Annotated in this window: 23 protein-coding genes; 11 read left to right on the forward strand and 12 right to left on the reverse strand. The window is 31.9% G+C overall.

From position 1 onward, the window contains the following. The first annotated feature begins 137 nt into the window (after nucleotides 1-137). Together DZ65_RS11415 and DZ65_RS11085 are read left to right on the forward strand one after the other, a co-directional pair. The gene (locus DZ65_RS11415; protein WP_024787675.1) at nucleotides 138-605 is read left to right on the forward strand and encodes a type II secretion system protein; all 468 of its coding nucleotides are present in this window, start codon (nucleotides 138-140) and stop codon (nucleotides 603-605) included. A gap of 3 nt (nucleotides 606-608) precedes the next feature. Further along, on the forward strand, nucleotides 609-1,106 hold the full coding sequence (locus DZ65_RS11085; protein WP_024787676.1) for a type II secretion system protein: 498 nt from the start codon (nucleotides 609-611) through the stop codon (nucleotides 1,104-1,106). On the opposite strand, the gene DZ65_RS0105610 is transcribed toward DZ65_RS11085, so the two are convergent. The 6 genes from DZ65_RS0105610 to rpmI all read right to left on the reverse strand — a co-directional run bounded on the left by DZ65_RS0105610 (nucleotide 1,099) and on the right by rpmI (nucleotide 5,277). Next, nucleotides 1,099-2,046, reverse strand: coding sequence for a PAS domain-containing sensor histidine kinase (locus DZ65_RS0105610; protein WP_024787677.1), 948 nt, complete (start codon nucleotides 2,044-2,046; stop codon nucleotides 1,099-1,101). The two genes, DZ65_RS11085 and DZ65_RS0105610, sit on opposite strands and share 8 nt — an antisense overlap. Next, nucleotides 2,043-3,587 carry a long-chain-fatty-acid--CoA ligase gene (locus tag DZ65_RS0105615; RefSeq protein ID WP_024787678.1) on the reverse strand — a complete coding sequence of 515 codons (1,545 nt, stop codon included), beginning with the start codon at nucleotides 3,585-3,587 and terminating at the stop codon, nucleotides 2,043-2,045. The genes DZ65_RS0105610 and DZ65_RS0105615 overlap by 4 nt, the downstream gene beginning before the upstream one ends. A gap of 59 nt (nucleotides 3,588-3,646) precedes the next feature. Next, nucleotides 3,647-4,438, reverse strand: coding sequence for a 16S rRNA (cytidine(1402)-2'-O)-methyltransferase (gene rsmI / locus DZ65_RS0105620; protein ID WP_024790888.1), 792 nt, complete (start codon nucleotides 4,436-4,438; stop codon nucleotides 3,647-3,649). Next, the gene (gene rpmE, locus DZ65_RS0105625) at nucleotides 4,439-4,639 is read right to left on the reverse strand and encodes a 50S ribosomal protein L31 (protein WP_024787680.1); all 201 of its coding nucleotides are present in this window, start codon (nucleotides 4,637-4,639) and stop codon (nucleotides 4,439-4,441) included. After that, nucleotides 4,640-5,002: a 50S ribosomal protein L20 gene (gene rplT / locus DZ65_RS0105630; RefSeq protein WP_024790889.1), complete on the reverse strand. Its 363-nt coding sequence runs from the start codon at nucleotides 5,000-5,002 to the stop codon at nucleotides 4,640-4,642. Between the two features lie 80 nt (nucleotides 5,003-5,082). After that, nucleotides 5,083-5,277 (reverse strand): 50S ribosomal protein L35, encoded by a 195-nt coding sequence (gene rpmI, locus DZ65_RS0105635; protein ID WP_024787682.1) that lies wholly within the window; start codon nucleotides 5,275-5,277, stop codon nucleotides 5,083-5,085. 90 nt (nucleotides 5,278-5,367) lie between these two features. Here rpmI and DZ65_RS0105640 point away from each other — a divergent pair, with 90 nt between their 5' ends. After that, a complete protein-coding gene (locus DZ65_RS0105640) occupies nucleotides 5,368-6,171 on the forward strand; it encodes a diguanylate cyclase (protein ID WP_024787683.1) in 804 nt (267 codons plus the stop codon). On the opposite strand, the gene DZ65_RS0105645 is transcribed toward DZ65_RS0105640, so the two are convergent. From DZ65_RS0105645 to DZ65_RS0105670, 6 genes are all read right to left on the reverse strand, one after another. Beyond that, nucleotides 6,161-7,129, reverse strand: coding sequence for a beta-ketoacyl-ACP synthase III (locus tag DZ65_RS0105645; RefSeq protein WP_024787684.1), 969 nt, complete (start codon nucleotides 7,127-7,129; stop codon nucleotides 6,161-6,163). The two genes, DZ65_RS0105640 and DZ65_RS0105645, sit on opposite strands and share 11 nt — an antisense overlap. Beyond that, the gene (gene plsX / locus DZ65_RS0105650; RefSeq protein WP_084021795.1) at nucleotides 7,113-8,114 is read right to left on the reverse strand and encodes a phosphate acyltransferase PlsX; all 1,002 of its coding nucleotides are present in this window, start codon (nucleotides 8,112-8,114) and stop codon (nucleotides 7,113-7,115) included. The genes DZ65_RS0105645 and plsX overlap by 17 nt, the downstream gene beginning before the upstream one ends. Then, nucleotides 8,114-8,263: a 50S ribosomal protein L32 gene (gene rpmF, locus DZ65_RS0105655; protein ID WP_024787686.1), complete on the reverse strand. Its 150-nt coding sequence runs from the start codon at nucleotides 8,261-8,263 to the stop codon at nucleotides 8,114-8,116. The genes plsX and rpmF overlap by 1 nt, the downstream gene beginning before the upstream one ends. A gap of 9 nt (nucleotides 8,264-8,272) precedes the next feature. Beyond that, on the reverse strand, nucleotides 8,273-8,599 hold the full coding sequence (locus tag DZ65_RS0105660) for a DUF177 domain-containing protein (protein ID WP_024787687.1): 327 nt from the start codon (nucleotides 8,597-8,599) through the stop codon (nucleotides 8,273-8,275). Further along, nucleotides 8,600-9,013, reverse strand: a complete 414-nt coding sequence (ndk, locus tag DZ65_RS0105665) for a nucleoside-diphosphate kinase (RefSeq protein WP_024787688.1) — start codon at nucleotides 9,011-9,013, stop codon at nucleotides 8,600-8,602. 63 nt (nucleotides 9,014-9,076) lie between these two features. After that, the gene (locus DZ65_RS0105670; RefSeq protein WP_024787689.1) at nucleotides 9,077-9,349 is read right to left on the reverse strand and encodes a 4Fe-4S dicluster domain-containing protein; all 273 of its coding nucleotides are present in this window, start codon (nucleotides 9,347-9,349) and stop codon (nucleotides 9,077-9,079) included. A gap of 226 nt (nucleotides 9,350-9,575) precedes the next feature. Between DZ65_RS0105670 and DZ65_RS0105675 the strand changes: the two genes are divergently transcribed. Genes DZ65_RS0105675 through infB form a run of 8 tightly spaced genes read left to right on the forward strand, consistent with a single transcriptional unit; the run spans nucleotide 9,576 to nucleotide 17,320 of the window. Then, a complete protein-coding gene (locus DZ65_RS0105675; protein ID WP_024787690.1) occupies nucleotides 9,576-10,520 on the forward strand; it encodes a bifunctional oligoribonuclease/PAP phosphatase NrnA in 945 nt (314 codons plus the stop codon). Then, nucleotides 10,517-11,842, forward strand: coding sequence for a M23 family metallopeptidase (locus DZ65_RS0105680; protein ID WP_024787691.1), 1,326 nt, complete (start codon nucleotides 10,517-10,519; stop codon nucleotides 11,840-11,842). The genes DZ65_RS0105675 and DZ65_RS0105680 overlap by 4 nt, the downstream gene beginning before the upstream one ends. Then, nucleotides 11,839-12,363, forward strand: coding sequence for a septum site-determining protein MinC (locus DZ65_RS0105685; RefSeq protein WP_024787692.1), 525 nt, complete (start codon nucleotides 11,839-11,841; stop codon nucleotides 12,361-12,363). The genes DZ65_RS0105680 and DZ65_RS0105685 overlap by 4 nt, the downstream gene beginning before the upstream one ends. Then, entirely contained in the window at nucleotides 12,360-13,235 is an 876-nt protein-coding gene (gene lpxC / locus DZ65_RS0105690; protein WP_024787693.1) for a UDP-3-O-acyl-N-acetylglucosamine deacetylase, read from the forward strand. The genes DZ65_RS0105685 and lpxC overlap by 4 nt, the downstream gene beginning before the upstream one ends. Next, on the forward strand, nucleotides 13,216-13,671 hold the full coding sequence (locus DZ65_RS0105695) for a hypothetical protein (RefSeq protein WP_024787694.1): 456 nt from the start codon (nucleotides 13,216-13,218) through the stop codon (nucleotides 13,669-13,671). Before lpxC ends, DZ65_RS0105695 begins: the two co-directional genes overlap by 20 nt. A gap of 9 nt (nucleotides 13,672-13,680) precedes the next feature. Next, nucleotides 13,681-14,562 carry a homoserine kinase gene (thrB, locus tag DZ65_RS0105700; RefSeq protein ID WP_024787695.1) on the forward strand — a complete coding sequence of 294 codons (882 nt, stop codon included), beginning with the start codon at nucleotides 13,681-13,683 and terminating at the stop codon, nucleotides 14,560-14,562. A gap of 25 nt (nucleotides 14,563-14,587) precedes the next feature. Beyond that, nucleotides 14,588-14,860: a DUF448 domain-containing protein gene (locus DZ65_RS0105705; protein ID WP_236617366.1), complete on the forward strand. Its 273-nt coding sequence runs from the start codon at nucleotides 14,588-14,590 to the stop codon at nucleotides 14,858-14,860. Between the two features lie 48 nt (nucleotides 14,861-14,908). Next, nucleotides 14,909-17,320 carry a translation initiation factor IF-2 gene (gene infB / locus DZ65_RS0105710; RefSeq protein WP_369792330.1) on the forward strand — a complete coding sequence of 804 codons (2,412 nt, stop codon included), beginning with the start codon at nucleotides 14,909-14,911 and terminating at the stop codon, nucleotides 17,318-17,320.

Genomic DNA, 17,320 nt, shown 5'->3' on the forward strand with positions numbered 1-17,320 from the left:
ACAATAATTTTAGCTTTTGCTTTATGGATAATTTATAAAGTTTCCAATATTTAAAAAATTATGAAATATTTATTAAAACGCTCGACTTTTAAAACACATTGTAGTATAATTAAAAAAAATAAAGAAAAGGAGTAAAAATGAGAAAAGGTTTTACGTTAATTGAGTTAATTTTTGTAATTGTAATTATCGGTCTTTTGGCAGCAGTTGCGGTTCCTAAATTTTTGAATCTTAAACAAAATGCTGAGGCATCACCATTGGTAGGGGCAATTAATGATTTAAATGGAAGTGGTGGAGCAAGTGCTTATCTTAATGCAACAGAATTGAATGGTGTTAAAGATACAGATTTAAATTTAACAAATTTATATAAATTTGAAGGCGGTTATTGGAAAGTATCAAATGACAATAAAAGTGCCATATATAGAGACGGGTATAACGATTTAAATGCCACTTTTACTTATAACAATGATGGTACAGTAACTATAACAAATTATTGTGATACCTCAACAGATCAGGGAAAAGCAGTTGAAAATTATTTAAAAGCTCATGGTTTAGATTGCTCACCAGGTGGAACTTCCTATACTATAGATTTAGCAACACAAAAATAATTAATGAAAAAAGCGTTTACATTAATAGAACTTATTTTTGTAATAGTTATCATAGGTCTTCTGGCCTCTGTGGCCGTTCCTAAATTTACACATCTTACAACAAATGCTAAAAATTCCGCGCTTAAATCAACAATTACCTCTGTTCAATCCGCAATTGACAATATCCATTCTCAGTGGATTGTAAATGATGATTTTAAATGGATCGGGGCTGACGGAATTGACCATTCAGCAGATTTTGATGATAATACAGGATATCCTAAAAAACTTGATGACGGAAAAAATACTGATAAGCTTTTTTCTTATATATTAAAAGTGCCCGTACTTTCTTGCGGAAATAAAAATTCCGGATGTTTTGAAGAGTATGATGACAATAAATACGAATATAAATACAATTCTTCAAAAGATTTAAAATTTGAATATAATTCAACAAACGGTCTTATTGTCTGTGATAATGGAGATGGCGTAACTAAAGAGGAATGTGAAAATCTGTTTTTTAAATAGGATGATAAATTCTAAATCCTTTTTTTTCTTTTGCCAATTCTATTTTTCCGTTATGGGCTTCTATTATTTCCTTGCTTAAAGCAAGTCCAAGACCGTTACCTTTTGTTTTTGTGGATTTAAAAGGTGTAAAAAGAATGTTTTTATCCTCTATTTCTTTTCCGGAATCATAAATATTAATAATATGATAATTATCTTTTTTATCGTATAAAATTTCAATTAATCCTTCTTCATTTTCATCTTCTTCTATTGCATCAATCGCATTTATTAACATATTTTGAAGAACGAGTAATATTAAATCATAATCGGCATTTATTTCAATGTCAGGTAAAAAGAATATAAATTCTATATTTTTAGAATAAGAATAATATTTTATAATCTCTTCCAAATTTTTTTGTAATTCGCTTAAAAAAAAGATTCTTTTATTAAGTTTTAAGCCTTTTGAAAAAAGAAGAGTCGATTTAATTATTCTCTCAATCCTGAAAATCGAGCTTTTTGCTTCATTGATTAATTCGTTATTTGGGCATTCTTTTTTTAATAAAGACAAAAGTATGGAAATAGAACCTATTGGGTTTCTGATTTCATGGGCTAAGTGTGCCGCCATCTGTCCCATAGAGATTAGTCTTTCATTTCTTTTTTGCTCTGTTATGTCGGTAGCGCTTATTATTTTTTTATTTTCGATTTTTGAGCTTCTGATTAAATAAACTTTTTTATTTATTTCTATTTCGCCTTCGTTTGGAATAAAATCAAACTCATTGGTTTTAGAATTTTGGGCAATAATTTCCCCGTTTTCATCTATTACCCACAGGGCATGAGGTAAAAATTCTATAACCCCGTTTAATATATTTTTAAGTTCGATAAATTCGTTTTCTACTTCATAAGTCCTCTGAATTAATGTTTCAAGATTTTTTATCAGCTCTTCATTTTCTTTTGAAAGTTTCATTTAATATATTCCTCAATGTTTTCTCTCAGTTTTCTTTTTAAAACTTTTCCGGTGGCATTTTTTGGAAGTTCTTCTATTACATAAAAAGCTTTTGGAATTTTATAATTTGCAAGATGTTCTTTTAAAAATTTTTTTAGTTTTAATTCTTTAAAATCGGCTTCTTCTTCAAGCTCAATAAAAGCAACCGGTATTTCATCGTTATTTTCTTTTTTCCCAATTACAGCACACTCTTTGATTCCCGGAAATTTCAGACAGATTTCTTCGATTTCCCTTGGATAAATATTAACGCCTTTAGAGATAATCAAATCTTTTTTTCTGTCAAGTATATAAATATATCCGTCTTCATCTATTTTTCCTATATCTCCCGTAAGCAGCCATCCGTTAATGATGCTCTGTTGAGTGGCGTCTTCCCTTTTATAATAGCCTTTCATGACATTATCGCCTTTTACGATAATTTCACCGGCAACTCCTCTCGGCACTTCAATTAATTCATCATTTACTATTTTTACTTCAACACCCGGTATTGCGGGGCCGACTGAAAAAGGTTTTTGAAGTTCGGCTCTGTTGACGGCTACTACAGGCGAGCATTCGCTAAGTCCGTAACCTTCAAGCAGTTTTGCCCTTTTGAATTTTTTTGAAAATCTTTCAAGTACTTCACCGGCGAGTGGTGCGGCACCTGAAACAAAAAACCTTATTTTATTAAACCAGTGAAAATAAAAAGGAAGTTTTGCCCTTGAGAGTGCAGAATAAACATCCGGAACGCCTGTGAAAATTGTAACTCTTTTTAGTAGGGTCTGTTTTATAATATTACTAAAAGGCATAATTGAGCGTATTATTACAACAGGTGAGCCGTAAAACATGGGAAGAAGTATGTTTACAGTTAAAGTAAAAGAATGAAACATTGGAAGATACGCTATAAATCTGTCTTTATTTGTGAGTTTAATAAGCTCATTTACCCCGTAGATGTTTGAGAAAAAATTTTTGTATGTAAGCATTGCCCCCTTTGGTTTTCCGGTAGTTCCGGATGTATAAATAATTACCGCCAAATCATCTCTTTTAGGAAGCTCTTTTATTTCATGTGATTCAAAGTTTGAGAGAATTTCTGAAAAAGAGATATTATTTTCATCTATATTTTCAACTTCACCTTCCCATATTATTTTTTTAATATTTGTATTGTTTCTTATATTTTTTAGATTGTTTTTAAATTTGCTTGAAGCTATTAAAATTTCAGCTTCAGTGTCATTTAAAATAAAAGTAATTTCTTCTTCTTTTAAAAATGTATTAACCGGTATAGCAACGGCAGAGAGTTTTTGTATGGCAAGAATTGCAACAATAAATTCTATTGAATTTCCAACTAAAACAGGAACTAAATCACCTTTTTTAACACCTATAATTTCCAAAGCCCTGGCAAACGTGTCAACTTTTTTTTTGACTCTCTCCCAGGAAATTTTTCTGTTATTTAGAAAATAGGCAGGTTTGTTTTTTAAATTTTTTGCATTTTTTTCAAGTATTTCATAGAAGTTATTATATTGATAATTCATAAAATTACCTTTTTATCATTATTATATCAAATTATTAATTTTCCATTTTATATTTTCAATTATCCATTATTTAACAGTGAATTGTATATCTCTTTTTGTGATTTATCACTGATTTTAGCAAGAAGTTTTGATTTTTCTTTTATGGAAAGGTTAAGGTTTAATATGTCTTCATATGTTAAATTTAGCATTTTTGTTTTTTTTGCCTTGTCTATTACAACAACCCATTCGCCTTTGGTATTATCTAACTTTATATCTTTTGCTTTTGCTTTTATAAATTTTTCATGAATTTTTGATATTTCTTTTATTAGAAAAATTTCTCTGTTTTCATCTATTTTTTGAATTTCTTTAATCAGTTTTTCAATTCTGTGAGGAGCTTCGTAAAGAATAGAAATTTTGCCTGCTTGCATAATTTCATATAATTTATCGGTTCTTTCTTTTCCTTTATTCGGTAAAAACATATAAAAACAAAATTCACCTTCAAATCCGCTTGCAACATATGCCGTTACAAATGCACTCGGTCCCGGTAAAACAGTGTAAGGTATATTGTTTTCCTGACAAAACCGAATTAATTTACTGCCTGGGTCGCTGATTCCGGGCATTCCCGCATCACTGACGTAAGAGCATTCTTTTGTTTTTAGAAGATTTATATCCAGGCTGTTAATTATTTTTGATTCATTATGTGAATGCATTGAAATAAATTCTTTATTTAGGGGAATCTTTAAAAGATTTAGAAGTTTTTTTGTAACCCTTGTATCTTCGCAAAATATAATTTCGGAATTTTCAAGGGCTAAAAGAGCCCTTTTTGTAATATCGGCTAAATTTCCAATGGGTGTTGGAACAAAATATATCAATTATTTTAAGCCGTATTTTTTCTTAAATTTCTCTACTTTTCCGCCTCTGTCTAAGTTTCTTTCCTGTCCTGTATAGAAAGGATGACATTTGTCGCATACTTCAATTCTCAGTGTAGGTTGATTTGAAAGTATTTCAAAAGTGTGACCGCATGTGCATGTAACCTGACAAGTTAAATATTTGGGATGTATATCTTTTTTCATTTATTGCTCCTTTAATGCAACTTTTGCTTTTTGAGCAACCGCAGCAAAAGTTTCTGGTTCGTTCATAGCTAAATCGGCAAGTATTTTTCTATCAAGTTCGATGCCGGCTTTTTTAAGACCGTTTATAAATCTTGAATAGCTAATACCATTTAATCTGCATGCGGCATTTATTCTTACTATCCATAATTTTCTAAAATCTCTTTTTTTCTGTTTTCTGTCTCTAAAAGCGTATACAAGACTTCTTTCAATCTGTTCTTTGGCTTTTCTAAAATGTTTTCTTCTGCCAGAATAGAAGCCTTTAGCCATTTTTAATATTTTTTTATGTCTTTTTCTTCTTACTGTTCCTGTTTTTACTCTCATTATTTCTCCTTGTTTTTTGGCGTGCAAACTTTCGCAACTTAGCCTTTTAGGCGGGGTCTTTTACCCACTTGGCCACTTCTACACTAAACTCCTAAAAGTTCTCTTACTTCTTTTATGTTTGCTTTTGCAACATATTTAGGGGCTCTAAAATTTCTTTTTCTTTTTTGTGATTTTTTAGTCAAAATATGGCTTCTAAAAGCGCTTCCTCTTTTGATTTTACCGCTTTTTTTAACTTTGAATCTTTTAGCCGCCCCTCTGTTTGTTTTCATTTTAGGCATTTTAAGCTCCTTACTCAAATTGAGATGAAATTATACCATAAAGTTTAATTTTATGCTACAATAATGATACATTATGTAAGGATTAAAAATATGACTATAGAAAAATATGTCGAAGACGTTTATTATAAAGAGTGTAATGAAGTAAAAGATATGACAATTAAAGAATTAATTGTTTTATCAAATAAATATAAAACGGATTCAATTTATCTGACAAAAAATAAATATCCTGTTTTTATGTTTGAACATATTGATTTTTTAGATGTGCTTTTGAGTAATGAATTGGATGTAAATGTTTTGGAGTATATCAAAAAACATCCTAAAAAAATAAATGTTTTAAATTATGATACAAATATTATAGATGCGTATTATTATATGCGTTCAAACAATTTAAAAAAAGTAGCTGTAATTAAAAACAACGAGCTTATCGGTGAAGTTAATTTTAAAATGATAAGTGCACGAATTGCCGATATTGTAATAAAAGACCCTCTTACAGGTGTTTATAATGAAAAATATTTTGAAGTGTTGATTGAAGAATACAAGGATTTTGACAAACCTCTCGGAATTATTTATATAGATATAAAAAACACAGGGGTAATTGAAGGATTATACGGAAGAGAAAAAGTAAATGAAATATTAAAAGCAATTGCCGATAAATTAAAAAATTTGCTAAGGGATATAGACTTTATTTTCAGAAACGATTTTAGATTTAAAATAATAACATTTTCTCCTCTTGATGTAACGGAAAAAATAATAAACAGAATAAGAAAATCATTAGATAATTTTGAAATAGACGGGATTAAAATTGCATATTCTTTATCTTTTTCCCATATTCCCGAACTTGAAAGTAATGTGTTATTGGCTCTTGATGATTTGGAAAGAAATCTTATAGATTAAAAGGGACTATCGCACTGCCCCATGTAAATCCGCCTCCGAAAGCGTCAAGAAGCATAATATCGCCTTTCTTAATTTTTCCAACTTTATATAAATCATTTATTGCCATAGGTATTGAAGCAGAAGAAGTGTTTCCGTATTTATGAACGGTTAAAACAGATTTTTCTTTTGGCATTTTAATGGTTCTTGCAACAGCATCAATTATTCTGTAATTTGCCTGATGAGGAATAAACCAGTCTATTTCTCTGCTTGTCATACTGTTTCTTTTTAATATATCGGTTACAGACTGGGACAATGTTTTAACGGCGACTTTAAATGTTTCGTTGCCTTTCATTTCGAGCCAGATTCTATCGCTTTCACATCCATATTTTACACCTCTGCCAGGTGTTATTAAAAAATCTTTATATTTACCGTCGGCATTTATATCTATGTCTGTTATGGCTTCTTCTTTTTTATCTGTTGCACTTATAATTGCGGCTCCCGCCCCGTCACCAAACAAAACACAGGTGGTTCTGTCTTTCCAGTTTACTATTTTACTGAGTGTCTCCGCACCGATTATCAATATGTTTTTATATACCCCGCTTTCAATAAAAGCCTTTGCCTGGGCAAGGGCATAAATAAAGCCGGTACAAGCGGCGCTGATATCCACTGCTGGCGCTGTGATTCCCAGTTTTTCAGCTACTAAACATGCGGTTGAGGGCATTGTGAAATAATCAGGTGTTATTGTGGCTAAAATAATCATATCAATATCTTCGGGTTTCATTCCGGCATTATTAAGTGCATCAACCGAAGCTTTATACGCCAAATCGCTTGTTACCTCATTTTCAGCGATGTGTCTTGTTTTTATACCTGTTCTTTTTGTTATCCATTCATCTGTAGTGTCTACTATTTTTTCCAAATCTTTATTTGTTAAAATTTTAGGAGGAACATACGCCCCTATACTTTTAAAACTTGCATACATTATGAACCTTTAGGGAATTTTCTATTTTTTGTGTTACATCGTTTTCAATATATTTTACGGCTTGGAAGATTGCGTTTTTTATGGCTTTGGAATTACTTTTTCCATGGCTTATAATAACACATCCGTTTATTCCAAGAAGAGGCGCACCTCCGTATTCTGCATAATCTGTTGCTTTTTTCAGACCTTTGAATACGGGCTTTAATAAAAGTGCCCCTATTTTTTGAAAGATTCCTGAGGCATAAATTTCCTGTTTTATTAAAGTTGATATGGCTTCTGCCGCACCTTCGCTTGTTTTTAAAACAATATTTCCTATAAAACCGTCGCATACAACAACATCCACTCCGCCTTTAAATATATCAGAGCCTTCTACATTTCCGATAAAAGATTTGCAGTTTTCTTTTAATATTTTAAAAGTTTCTTTGGTAACGGAGTTTCCTTTGCTTTCTTCTTCACCGTTGCTTAAAAGCCCGATAGTCGGAGTGTTTTTATTTAAAACCACTTTTGCATATTCTTCACCCATTAAAGCAAACTGATATAAATTATTTGCATCACAGTCAACATTTGCGCCAACATCTAAAACTAATGTATATGATTTTTTGATATTCGGCATAAAAGTTACAATAGCGGGTCTTTTTATTCCCTTTATTCTGCCGAGCCTGAGTGTTGCGAGGCTCATTGTGGCTCCGCTGTGACCGGCTGAAACAACTGCGTCAACCTGTTTTTGTTTAAGTAATTCAATAGATTTATAAATAGTGGATTCTTTTCTTCTTACAGCATCTGTAGCATTGTCTGTCATGCTTATAACATCTTCACTATTTATAAACCTAACTTTCTCTTGTAAATTTTGCGGAATTAACGGTTTTATCTGTTTTTCATCTCCCACCAAATAAGCGGTAAAATCTTTCTTTTTCAATGCTTCAACAACACCTTCGATAATAGGCCCGGGACCGAAGTCCCCTCCCATTGCATCAATCGCTATTTTCATTAATACTCACCGCAGCTTGGGCATGCTCTGTGAGGTCTTTTGTAAGCCCCGCAGTTTGAACATTTTACAACATTAGATAATCTAATTTTATAATGTGTTCTTCTTTTAGCTCCTCTTGTTTTAGAGTTTCTTCTTTTTGGAACTGCCATTGTTTCTCCTTAAAATTCTTTGTTAAATTCTTTGTTTTTACATTTTTCGCATATATTATAATCAAGTTTTAAACTTTCTATTTCACTTTTTACTATTTCATCTAAATCAAATTTTTCTTGTTCAATTATATCATACTCATCATCAAAACCGTGATAAGGAGGTTTTACAATTTTATATTTAACCTCTTCGTCAACTTTTCTTTCAAAAGTATTTAAACATTTAACGCATTCCACTTCTAATGTACCGGTGATTTTTCCTTTTACTAAATAAAAATCACCTTTTTTTTCACTACTGCCGATAAATTGAATATTATTAATTTTTTTTTGAATATTCAATTACAAAATCTCCCTGCCTGCAAAGAAAAATGCGATTTCTTTTTTAGCATTTTCAAGAGAATCACTGCCGTGAACTGCATTTGCCTCAATACTCTCAGCAAAATCTGCTCTGATTGTGCCCTCTGCCGCTTCTTTGGGATTAGTGGCTCCCATAAGATCTCTGTTTTTTTTCACAGCGCTTTCACCCTCAAGAACCATAACTACAACAGGTCCACTGCTCATATATTCACATAAATCATTAAAAAACGGTCTTTCTTTATGTACTTCATAAAATTTTGCAGCGTCGTCTTTGCTTAATTTAATTTTTTTCATAGCTGCGATTCTAAGTCCGTTACTTTCAAATCTATCTATTATTTTTCCAATAACATTTTTAGCTACAGCGTCAGGTTTAATTATTGAAAGTGTCTGTTCCATTATCTCTCCTTAGCTTTTTAGAGAGGAATTATACAAAAAAATGAAGAAAAAAAGAAGAGGGGATTATTCGATTACAGGAGCACCAGGTTCTCCTCTGTCTTCTCTGCAAGTTTGTCCTTCTTTGCATTCGTCCCAAACTATGCATCCCTCAGTAGGGCAAGCTTCAGCACATGCCGGAGAATCATAATATCCAACACATTCTACGCATTTGTCAGGATATACATAATATGTTTCTTCTCCTGTTGGGTTTTCGCTGTCATCCACAATTGCTTCTACAGGACATTCGTCTATGCAAGCCCCGCAATTAATACAAATATCAGTAATTTTTACTGCCATTTTAACTCCTTTATTTTTTTTGTAATAGAAATATAACACACAAACCTTAAGTTTTGCTTAAATGTTATTTTTTAAAATTTTTTTGTTACGTTTTGTAATATATTATAGTGAGTAGTGAATAGTAAATAGTGAGTAGTTATAGGAATTTTTTAATTTACCACTCACAACTCACTACTCACAACTCACTTTTTACTATTTGGTATAATTCCATAAAAAAGGCTAATATATGAATTTATATAAACAGGTTTGGGAAAAAATAATAAATTCAGACAATATTTTATTGATAGCCCATGTAAATCCTGACGGAGATGCTCTTGGAAGTTCATTGAGCTTATATCCTATTTTAAAAAAAATGAATAAAAAAGTGACTGTTTTTAATATGACAAAACTTCTGCCGCAGTATTTGGATTTTTTACCTAATTTTAATAAAATAACCGACAGATTGCCTAAAAAAATAGATTTAACCATTTCATTTGACTGTGGAAGTTTTGACAGACTGGGACTTGAAAGCAAACCCTCTTTTCTTATAAATATAGACCATCATATTTCAAATACAAATTATGGCGATATTAACCTTATAGAACCAAATGCGGCCTCAACTTCTCAGGTAATCTTTAATATGTTAAAAGCCAACAATGTTGAAATTGATAAAGATAGCGCAATATGTATGTATACGGCACTTGTAACCGATACAGGAAGCTTTCAGTATGAAAGTGTAAACAACAAAGTATTTGAAATGGCGGCAGAACTTGTTAAATGCGGGGTAGAACCTAATTATGTAGCTAAAATGCTCTTTCAAAGAGACAGGCTATCACGCCTTAGATTACTTGCAAAAGCTTACGATACAATAGAATTATGCTGTGAAGGCAAAGCCGCTTTTGTTGAAGTTACAAAAGAGATGATGGAAATTACAGGAGCTATTAAAGAAGATACGGATACTATAGTAAACAGTGTAAGAAATATTGCAAGTGTGGAAATTGCATGTTTACTCAGGGAAGAAGATGAGGGAATTAAAATTTCTCTTAGAAGCAAAGATTATGCAGATGTAAGTAAAATAGCAGTGAAATACGGCGGAGGCGGGCATATAAGGGCAGCCGGGGCTACAATTAAAGAATTTGATTTAAAAAAAATAAAACATATGCTTAAAAATGATATAAAGGAGATCTTATGAAAAAAATTTGGATTTTTATATTGGTCTTAATAATAGCTGCCGGAGGTTTTGTCTGGTTTTCCCCTATCTTTGAAAGAATTCCTCCTGAAATTAAGGTTAATTCAAACGGTTTTACAAATTTAAAAAATCCAATAAAGATAAGTTTAAATGATAATAGAGGTATTAAATATTACAGTGTAACGGCATTAATCAATGGAAATGCTAAGGTGTTGGTTAAAAAAAGTGGAAATTTTGGAAAAAGTATAAGTTTGGATGTTAAATTGCCACAGATTGCTTCTAAAAAAATCAAATTAATTATAGACGCCGTAGATACATCCGAATGGAACTGGTTTGCCGGAAACGAAGCAAAAAAAGAGGTAACCTTAAAAGTTGATACAATTGCCCCTGATGCCGAGATTGTAAATAATTCCTATGCCATAGGAAACGGCGGCAGTGCGGCTGTTGTGGTAAAAGTGGCAGATGCTAATTTAAAAGCTGCTTATATCTTGGTCGATAACAAATATAAATTTAAATTAACTCCATTTTATAAAAAAAATTATTATGTTGCTTTAATAGCTTGGCCGGTGAAAGAAAAGACATTTGATGCTAATTTAGTTGCAATTGATTATGCCGGAAATAAATCGATAGCCCATATTCCTTTATATTGGAGACATTATAAATATCCAGATGCTAAGATAATTATTGATGATAATTATATAAAGAATAAAGCCATACCTATTTTACAAAAAATGAATGTCAGTGTCCCTAATGATCCTGTCAGTGTTTTTAGAAAAGAAAACGAATATGTCAGAAAACTGAATAATGAAGAAATTTATAAATTAACAAGTAAAATTTATGAAGATAAAATAAATTCATTTTCATTAGCGTCGTTTAATCCTCTTCCGAGAAGCTTATTGGAAGCATATTTTGGCGAAAGAAGACATTATTTTTATAAAAATAAACTCATTTCTAATTCAATTCATTTAGGAATAGATGTTGCTAAAATTAAAAGAGCAAAAATATATGCAAGTAATTATGGAAAAGTAGCGGCAGAAAAATGGATAGGAATTTATGGAAATACATTAATTATTTATCATAATTTGGGGCTTTATTCTTTATATGCCCATACATCAGAATTTGATGTGCCTGTTGGTGCAAGTGTAAGAAGAGGTGAGGTTATTGCAAGAACCGGTAATACAGGAGGTGCTATAGGAGATCACTTACATTTTGGATTATATATTCAGGGAATAGCTGTAAATCCGTTTGAATGGATGGACAGAAACTGGATAAGAGTAAACATTATAAATATAATTAATTCATCAAAAAGGCTTATAGGTAAATGAGGCAAAAAACCATAAGGGCTTTTATAGTAGAAGATTATGAAAAATTAAAAAATGTTGTAGAATCAAAATATGCTCTGGTTAAAAATTACTATTTTTTTTTGAAAGAAAATAATGAGGCAATAGAAAATTTTTTAAAAGAAAAAAAATTAAACTATATTGTTGAAAACAATATTTTTACTTCTGAAAAGGAAAAAACGCAAGAAGTTAAGATTATTGAAAAAGAAAAAATTATAGAAAAACGAGTTAATACAAAAATTTATGATAAAATTATAAGAGCGGGAGTCGAAATAGACAGTGATGAAAATTTGATATTTTTAAATAGAATTAATGCAGGGGCTAAAATAAAAACTTCCGGAAATGTTGAAATATTCGGGGAATGCGAAGGTAATATTGTTTGTGAGGGCGAATATTTGATAGTAAAAAAAAATAAAAAAGGGACGATTTTTTATAAAGGTGAAAATATCGGAACGGTAGAAAAATTAACCGTATTTACAAAAGACGGAAAAAGGGAACTGGAGTGAAACAAAGAACAATTAAAAAAGCAGTGGAAGCGGTAGGCATAGGTCTTCATAAAGGGGTGCCTGTAAAATTAAGGCTTGAACCTTTGGGAGAAAACAGCGGAATAATATTTTACAGAAGCGATAAAGGTGTAAGTATTGAATTAAAACCTCAAAATGTCGTGGATACCAAAATGGCAACTGTAATAGGCGAAAATAACGTGGTTGTTTCCACAATCGAGCATTTGATGAGTGCCGTTTATTCTTTGGGGGTGGACAATTTAAGAATAGTCTTGGATAATGATGAAGTTCCCATTATGGACGGAAGTGCGATAAGTTTTGTAATGCTCCTGCAAGAAGCCGGTATAAAAGAGCTTGAAGCTCCCAAAAAATTTATAAGAATTACAAAAGAAGTTGAAATAAAAGAAGGTGAAAAATTTGCAAGGCTTAAACCTAATGAAAAAATTTCATTTGATTTTGAAATAAATTTCTCCCATCCTATAATAGGAAAGGAAAAAAGGGAATTTGTTTTTTCCACCAGAAATTATATTGAAGAGATAGCCAGGGCGAGGACTTTCGGATTTTTAAAAGAAGTTCAGTATTTAAGAAGCATGGGTCTTGCACTCGGTGGAAGCCTGGATAATGCCATAGTTCTTGATGACAAAGGGATTTTGAACGACACTCTTAGGTTTGATGATGAATTTGTAAGACATAAAATTCTTGACGCAATAGGAGATATGAGTCTGCTTGGCGGAAATTTTATAGGCAGATATGAAGCTTTTGCCAGCGGGCATCATTTGAATCATTTATTAACATTAAAACTGTTTGAACAAAAAGCCTATGAAACAGTAACTTTTTCAAAAGAGGAGCTTTCACTTGTCAAAGCCTTTGGTTGATGTTGTAGCAGTTGTAATTTCAAAGCCCGTAAAAGTTGGAATCTATAAAAATAACAGATTAATAAAAACTATACAAAAAGAAGGTTTAACAAGTGATGTTTTGCCTGAAATATTTGATGAAATTTTAAAAAAATATGAAATTGATTCCATTTTTTATTCCAAAGGGCCGGGAAGTTTTATGTCCATAAAATTAGCTTTTGTGTTTTTTAAAACCCTCGAAACAGCAAAAAATATTAAATTATTTGCAGCCGACGGATTTTATTTTAATAACAATAGACCCATAAAAGCTGTCCATAAAAGTTATTTTGTAAAAAAAGAGGGTATAATTACACTTAAAAAAAATTTAGAAGAAGGCGAATTTTTTTTACCGGAAATTTTAAATAAAGATGATTTTTCTGCGGATAATTCGCCTCTTTATGTGTTAAAAGCAGTTTGAAAGGTTTTTATGATTATAACGGTTCCGGCTACAAGTGCAAATTTAGGTGCAGGATTTGATACATTAGGTTTGGCGCTTAATTTAAGAAATGAAATTGAAATTCTTCCAAGTGAAAGAATTGAAATAGAAATTTACGGCGAAAATGCCGATTTTTTAAGAAAACTTCCGAGAAATTATTTTGTGGATATATTTAGTGAACATTATAAATATTTGACAGATAAAGAAGTAAAATTTAAATTTAAATTTAATAATAAAATACCTCTCTCGCGCGGGCTTGGAAGCAGTTCGGCTGTAATAATAGCCGCGATTACGGCTGCATATGAAATGGCTCAGGTCCCGTATAAAAAAGACAGAATTATAAATTTGGCACTAAATTACGAACCGCATCCCGATAATATCACCCCTGCGACACTTGGGGGATTTTGTGTTGCAAAACTGAGAAAAAACAGGGTTTATTTTCTTAAAAAATTTATTCCAACTTACCTAAGGGCTGTTATTGTAATTCCAAACAGACCAATTTCAACCCAGAGAAGCAGAGAGGCGTTAAAAAAATATTATTCTCTAAAAGATGTGGTCAGTAATATTTCATCTTCCTCAATGATTACCGCTGCGTTTTTTTCTGAAAAATTTGATATTTTAAAATATATTGTAGAGGACAGAATTCATCAGGAAAACAGGATGAGGCTGGTTCCGGAGCTGTTTAAGGTAAGGGAGATAGCCTTGAGAGAAGGCGCTTTAATGTCCACACTCAGCGGAAGCGGTTCAACGTTTTTTAATATGGCGTATAAAGATGATGCATATAGTATTTATGCCGCTTTAAAAGATAATTTTAAAGATTTTAGTGTTAAAATATTGAATTTTGACAATTTGGGAGTTAAAGTATATAATTAGTGGTGAAATTAGAGAAGAGTGAACAGTGAATAGTAAAAATAAATGTCAAATAGGAAATGGAAAACAGATTAGAATGTGTGTTGCCTGCAGAAAAAGAGATTTGCAAAGTAATTTGTACAGATTACAGTGCATTAATAACGAATTAATTAAATTCAGCGGAAACGGCAGAAGTTTTTATGTCTGTGAAAGTTGCATAAATTCAAAAAAATTTGTCAGATATATTTCAAGATTATGTAATTTAAATAAAGATAAAGCAAAACAGAAAATTTTAACTTTTCCATTTTCCATTTTACATTAAAGAAAAGGAGTTTGTTTGAAGATAAAGGTATCAATAGTTGCAAGAGAAATGGGTCTTAAAGCAAAAGAACTGGTTGAACTTGCAAAAGAAATCGGGATAGAAGCAAAAGCAAGAGGTGAAATTACGCCTCTTGAAGCGGCTAAAATTCAGGAGTATTTTTTAAATAAAGGAAAAGAACCTAAAGAAGAGGTAAAAAAAGAAAAAAAACAGGAAGTAAAAAAAGAAGAAGAAAAAAAACCAATTAGACGCAGAAGAAAAACATTTAACGATTTGGTTAAAAAAACAAAACAGGGTATCACTCTCGTTAAAAGAAAAGAAGAGCCTAAGGAAGAAAAACCAAAAACAGAAATTAAAGAAGAACAAAATACCAGAGCTGTTAAAAAAACAGTTAAAAAGGCGCCAGCCAAACCTAAAAAAATTCAGGAAAAAGAATTAACTATTAATGTGGATTTGGCAGATATGGACGTTATAGAAGAAAACCAGGTTGAGCTTTTGGATCTCTATTTTAATGATGTTTCATTAAAAGATGAAGAAATAAGTGAAAAAGTAAAAACAAAAAAAACTATTAAAGAAGATAAAAAACAAGAAAAAAAAGCGGTTAAAACTGTTAAAAGAAAAAAAGTAAGTGAAGGCGGATTAATAAAAGAAGGGCTTAAGAAAAAAAGAAAAAAGAAAAAAGAAGTCAAAATCGAGATTATAAGAATTCCAAAAGAAGTAAGAGTCCATGAATTTGCCACTTTAATCAAAAAGCCTATAGAGGATGTGATTGAAACATTGAGATCTCTTGGTGAAGAAAGGGATAAAAACGACTTTTTGGGTGAAGAATATATTGAAACCCTTGCAGAGGAATTTGGCTCAAACATAGAAATATATGATCCTCTTGCGGAATTTGATTATATAAAAAAATATGATGAAAAATGCAAAGATTCAGATAATTTGCAACAAAGACCGCCTATTGTGACTATTATGGGACATGTCGACCATGGAAAAACAAGTCTTTTGGATAAAATAAGAAACTCTAGAATAACAGCAAAAGAAGCCGGAGGAATTACCCAGCATATCGGTGCTTATATGGTGGAAAAAGACGGTAAAAAAATTACATTTATCGATACACCGGGGCATGAAGCGTTTACAGAAATGAGGGCAAGAGGCGCACAGGTTACAGATATTGCAATTATTGTAGTAGCTGCTGATGACGGTGTTATGCCCCAAACCAGAGAGGCTATTGCACACGCCCAGGCCGCCGAGGTACCTTTTATAGTGGCGGTAAACAAGATAGACAAACCTCAGGCCAATCCGGATTTGGTTAAATCACAGCTTGCGGAAATGGGAATAACTCCCGTTGAATGGGGTGGAGAATATGAATTTGTAGGAGTTTCGGCAAAAACAGGCGAAGGCATAGACGATTTGCTTGAAACAATTTTGATGCAGTCTGAAATTATGGAAATTAAAGCCAATCCAAAATGCCCTGCAAAAGCCATTGTAATCGAAAGCAGAATAGAAAAGGGAAAAGGGCCTGTCGGAACAGTTATAGTTAAAAACGGAACACTTAAAAAACAGGACAGTTTTGTATGCGGAATAACCCATGGAAGAGTAAGATTAATTATAGATGATTTGGGAAAACAGAAAAAAGAGGTAAAACCGGGCGAGCCTGCGGAAATTACAGGATTTGACGAAGCTCCTATCGCCGGGGATAATTTAGTGGTTGTAGAGAGTGATAAAGAGGCAAAAGAAACTGCCGAAAAATGGAAAAATTATCTTGAAGCCAAAGAAAGAAGCAAATCAACAAAAGCAACGCTTGAAGATTTACAAAAAATGATACTTGAGGGTGAACTTAAAAAACTTCCTGTAATTGTAAAAGCAGATACCCAGGGAAGTGTTGAAGCTATTAAAGGAAGTCTGGCTAAACTTAAAAACGAGGAAGTAAAAGTGGATGTTATTCATTCCGATGTGGGGGCTATAACGGAAAATGACGTAATTTTGGCAAAAGCAAGCGAGCCTAAAGCCATTATTTTAGGATTTAACGTAAGACCTACAAGCGGGGCTAAAAACAAGGCGAAACAGGAAGGTATTGAAATAAGGACATATTCTATTATTTATGATTTGATTGATGATATAAAAGAGCTTTTAAGCGGTTTGATGACTCCTAAAATAAAAGAAGAAGTAACAGCAACTGTTGAGGTCAGGGATACGTTTAACGTACCTAAAGTCGGAACCGTTGCGGGATGTTATGTGATAGACGGTATGGTTCACAGGGGCGATTTTGTAAGAGTTATAAGAGACGGGGTTGTTATTTACGACACTAAACTTGCATCTCTTAAAAGATTTAAAGAAGATGTAAAAGAGGTGGGAAAAGGTTTTGAATGCGGTATTATGATTGAAGGATTTAACGATATTAAAGTGGGGGATATACTTGAAACTTATCAAAAAATTGAAGAAAAAGCCAATTTTGAAGGATAA

Origin of the sequence: Lebetimonas sp. JS032, from assembly GCF_000523315.1 — a bacterium.
Lineage (GTDB): Bacteria > Campylobacterota > Campylobacteria > Campylobacterales > Nautiliaceae > Lebetimonas.